This window comes from Buchnera aphidicola (Lipaphis pseudobrassicae), from assembly GCF_005081185.1.
In the GTDB taxonomy this organism is placed as follows: domain Bacteria; phylum Pseudomonadota; class Gammaproteobacteria; order Enterobacterales; family Enterobacteriaceae; genus Buchnera; species Buchnera aphidicola_AD.
On the sequence record NZ_CP034870.1, the window covers coordinates 186,908 to 189,060 of the forward strand.

At 24.1% G+C, this 2,153-nt stretch carries 2 protein-coding genes and 1 pseudogene; 2 read left to right on the forward strand and 1 reads right to left on the reverse strand.

The genetic code is table 11. The annotated features are described in order from the left end of the window. Positions 1–178 precede the first annotated feature (178 nt). Positions 179–988 (forward strand): invasion regulator SirB1, encoded by an 810-nt coding sequence (gene sirB1, locus D9V70_RS00885; protein ID WP_158355897.1) that lies wholly within the window; start codon positions 179–181, stop codon positions 986–988. 12 nt (positions 989–1,000) lie between these two features. Here sirB1 and nadE read toward each other — a convergent pair whose 3' ends face one another. After that, positions 1,001–1,807 carry an ammonia-dependent NAD(+) synthetase gene (gene nadE, locus D9V70_RS00890; RefSeq protein WP_158355898.1) on the reverse strand — a complete coding sequence of 269 codons (807 nt, stop codon included), beginning with the start codon at positions 1,805–1,807 and terminating at the stop codon, positions 1,001–1,003. Positions 1,808–1,875: 68 nt separating this feature from the next. Between nadE and D9V70_RS03235 the strand changes: the two are divergent. Then, positions 1,876–2,153: pseudogene (locus D9V70_RS03235) on the forward strand (acetate kinase); the annotation flags it as partial.

Consider the following 2,153-nt stretch of genomic DNA (forward strand, 5'->3'; position numbering starts at 1 on the left):
AAAAAACATTTTGAATAAAATCTTATGATTTTTTTACATATTTTTAAATATAAAAATAAACTGTATTTTAATAATATAAAACAATATTATACATTACTATAAAATATATATATAATTGTATGATTATTTATGACATTTAAATTTTGAATTTTTTAAAAAAATTACGATTATTAAAAACATGAAATCTCTTTCTAACATTGATTTTTCTAAACTATCACTTTTTGAATCAATTATTGCTGCTTCTCAAATTATTCGAAAAGATTTTCCTACAAATCTTGTTGTATCTGAATTAAAAACTAGAATAAAAGAAGCTGAATCTTATATTTCATCTGAATGTACTCCTAATAAAAAATTAGAAAAATTGCTAGAATTATTTTATAATAATTGGAGTTTTGGTGGAGCTAGTGGTATTTATAAACTTTCAGATACAATTTGGATTGATAATGTATTAAAAACACGTCGAGGTACAGCAGTATCTTTAGGGGTTTTATTTTTACATATTGCACAAACGTTAAAACTACCTCTAAATCCTGTTATATTTCCTACTCAACTTATTTTAAGAGCAGATTGGATTAATAAAAAAAAATGGTTAATTAACCCTTTTAATGGAGATATATTAGATCAGCATACATTAGAAGTTTGGTTAAAGGGTAATATTAGTCCTACAGCAGAATTATATGAAAATGATTTATATAAAGCTGAATCAATTACCGTTATTCGTAAAATGTTAAATACGTTAAAATCAGCTTTAATGGAAGAAAAAAAAATGGAATTAGCGTTAAATGTTGCTAATTTACTACTACAAATTGACCCGAATGATCCATATGAAATCCGTGATAGAGGATTAATATATGCTCAATTAGAATGTAATCATGTAGCTCTAACAGATTTAATTTATTTTGTAGAACATTGTCCTGAAGATCCAATTAGTGAAATTATTAAAGTTCAAATTCATGCTATTGAGCAAAAAAAAATTATATTACATTAAACATTTTAGTTTCTATAATGAAATTGGTTTATTTCTTTTGTGAAAAGTTTTTAAATATAATTGTTCAATAATTTTTTTACTAGAGATATCTATTTCTTTTCCTTCTAAATAAGAATCAATTTCATTATATGTTACACCTAAAACAGATTCGTCGTCTTTCTGTGGATTTTCATCTTCAAGATCTGCTGTTGGTTTTTTTAGATAAAGATGACTTGGACATTTTAATTGTATCAATAAAGACTTGCCTTGTTTTTTATTTAGTGTAGCAATAGGATTAATATCTGTTCCATTATCTCCATATTTTGTGAAAAATCCACTAATAATTTCTGATGCATGTCCTGTTCCTACTACAAGACCATTTTTTACAGCAGCAACACTATATTGTACTTTCATTCGTTCTCTTGATTTTTCATTGCCTCTTATATGATCTGAAATAATAATACCAGATCTTTTTAATGATTGTTCAGAACTTAGAACTGCATTTTTTATATTTATATTAAATACTTGATCTGGACATATAAAATTAATTGCATCTCGACAATCTTTTTCGTCATTCTGGACACCGTGTGGTAATCGTAATGCAATAAATTGATAATTCTTATTTTTTGTTTCTTTTCTTAGTGTTTCAATAGTTATTTGACATAGTTTTCCCGTTAATGTAGAGTCTTGTCCTCCACTAATACCAACTATTAAAGAATGTAAATATGGATGATTAAGTAAATATTTTTTTAGAAAATTAACTCGTTTTTTAATTTCTATTTTTGGTACAATTTTTGGTTTGACTTTTAGTAATTTAATAATTTTTTTTTGTAGATTCATACTATTCACCTAAATTTATTTATGTAATCATATTAAATTATTTTAAATAAAATAGCTTTAAATAAAAAATGGATAAAAATTTGAAAAATTTAATTTTTGTATTAAATTGTGGTAGCTCTTCTGTAAAGTTTGCCGTCTTAAATCCTAAGAATGAATATGTATATTTATCTGGTTTAGTAGAACGTTTGTTTTTATCAGATACATATATTACATGGAAACATCTAGGAATAAAACATGAAAAAAAAATTGGTTCAAATATCGATCATAAAATAGCTTTAGATTTTATTATAGAACGAGTTTTATTGAAACAAAAAGATATTTTAAAAAATTTAGTTGGCATAGGACA

Bases quoted from the DNA above. Each gene is read 5' to 3' on its own strand.
- sirB1 (WP_158355897.1), top strand. From the start codon at position 179: ATGAAATCTCTTTCTAACATTGATTTTTCTAAACTATCACTTTTTGAA.
- nadE (WP_158355898.1), bottom strand. From the start codon at position 1,807: ATGAATCTACAAAAAAAAATTATTAAATTACTAAAAGTCAAACCAAAA.